This window comes from Robinsoniella sp. (genome assembly GCF_034124845.1).
In genome coordinates, this window is the sequence record NZ_JAWYAJ010000207.1 from 1 (window position 1) to 2,000 (window position 2,000).

Genomic DNA, 2,000 nt, shown 5'->3' on the forward strand with positions numbered 1-2,000 from the left:
TAAATACTTTCCCATTATGTCTGCATTGTGGCGAACATAGATATCCTATAATGGGTGCTGCTTTTTCCAGGCTGAGTTTTTCTACTAATATTCCCTGCAATGCATTTTTTGTCTGCTGTGTTGCTGCCAGTGGAGAGATTAAATTGCATTTAATATCCATGTCTTGAAACTCTTGCTTAATAACCTGTACCAAGCCAAAAACTCCCATCTTGGCAGCTGCATAACCCGCTTGCTTTTCTAAACCAAACATACCGTCAGTAGAGGTAACCATTACAATTCGTCCATATTTTTTCTTCATCATCAACGGGATAATGCCTTTTAGCAGATAATATGATGCATTTAAATGGATATCTAACATTTTATTCCAGTCAAAATCATCATGATCCAGAAAATCTTTTTCTAGAATAAAGCCCGCATTATGTATGAAAATATCCACAAAACCAAAGTTATTTTCTACTGTTTCAATTAAATTTCTGCAGCCATCTCTGGTTGAAATATCGTCCGTATTAACAATTGCACATCCTCCCATATCCTCTATCTCCCTTGCTGTCTCAGAAGCCAGTGAAGTTCCATCTTCATTATAGGCATTATCATTTATGATCAGCAAAGCTCTATTCGTTGCAAGAACCTTCGCATATTCTCTTCCCAATCCTCTTCCCGCTCCAGTCACAACAGCAACCTGTCCACTAAGATCAATTGTATCCATAATTCACCTCCCCTGATTTAACTTCCTATGTATCACTTACGATAGGATTCTACCAATTCTGCAAACTTCGCTATATTCTTAATTGCATCCATATTTAAATCTTCATCATTTATTTCAATATTAAATTCTTCTTCGATCTCTACCAGTATAGATAATGCAAGAATAGAATCTATACCTAATTCCAAAAGCGGTGTTTCATATTCCAGATTTCGCTTTTTTTCCTCATCTTTTATCCTGCTGGCTACTATGTTTTTAATAATTTCTTGAGTTTCTGAATATTTTTCCATAAAATACCTCCATTATTTGTTCATATCACTATAGTCAATCATACTGATTCTATTATTAGCTCCATCCAGTATATACAGGTGAAAGCTGTCATCTGCTGCAATTCCATTCGGGTTAGCCAGCTTGTAGTCTTTTATATCTTCAGTCCTGCCTATCCCATACGTTCCATCCCCAACCAGAGTAAAGATTTTACTTTTGCCTGCCGGGATAACACGTATACAATGGTTACCAGATTCTGCAATAAAAATATTTCCATGAATATCCGAACAGACTGCCACAGGTCTGTTTAGTAATGCGGTTAATGGATGCTGACCATCTCCTTTATAACCGGAAACTCCCTGACCGGCAACTGTACTGATCTTTCTTGCAGTCAGGTCCACTGCCCGTATGCAATGGTTAAAATAATCAGCGAGGTAAAGAAACCGGTACCTGCTTTTGTCTATGCCAATTCCATATATTTCCCCGAAGCTGGCATTTGATGCATCTTCTCCATCACCGCCATAACCATATTGCCCACTACCGGCAAATGTTGTAATTATATTTTGTTTATCAATTTTTCTTATCACATTATTTGCTATATCATTTATATATAGATTGCCTTTATTATCTGTTGCTGCACCGCCTGGCTTGTCCAGTTTAGAGACATTCGCAGGTCCGTTATCGCCAGCATAGCCAGGCGCCCCTACTCCGGCAACAGTACTTATTATTCCCGACTCTGTATCCACCTTGCGTACAACGTCATTCCCAGTATCAGTAATAAACAATATGTTATCGCAGACTGCAAGTCCAGTGGGTTTATTTAAGGTAGAAAAAGCAGCCATACCATTGTCACCTGTATAACCATACTTTCCATTTCCAGCAACCCTGACGACCTCTTCTCCATCATATTTGAGAATAATATGGTTATTCTGATCCACTATATAGAGATTTCCATGTTGATCAACATCAATAGACTGGGGTTCCCAAAACAAAACCTCAGTTGCCTTTTCAGGATGATACAGATGTCCTA

3 protein-coding genes are annotated in these 2,000 nt (G+C 38.2%); all 3 read right to left on the reverse strand.

Annotation, left to right across the window (positions count from 1 at the left end; translation table 11 throughout):
• The coding region (locus ACH2DQ_RS09725) for an SDR family NAD(P)-dependent oxidoreductase (protein ID WP_395026574.1) at positions 1–706 on the reverse strand (706 nt) is incomplete at its 3' end.
• Positions 707–738: 32 nt separating this feature from the next.
• On the reverse strand, positions 739–993 hold the full coding sequence (locus ACH2DQ_RS09730; RefSeq protein WP_395026576.1) for a phosphopantetheine-binding protein: 255 nt from the start codon (positions 991–993) through the stop codon (positions 739–741).
• Positions 994–1,005: 12 nt separating this feature from the next.
• Positions 1,006–2,000 (reverse strand): hypothetical protein (locus tag ACH2DQ_RS09735; protein ID WP_395026578.1); only part of this gene is annotated, 995 nt, incomplete at its 5' end.

Bases quoted from the DNA above. Each gene is read 5' to 3' on its own strand.
- ACH2DQ_RS09730 (WP_395026576.1), bottom strand. From the start codon at position 993: ATGGAAAAATATTCAGAAACTCAAGAAATTATTAAAAACATAGTAGCC.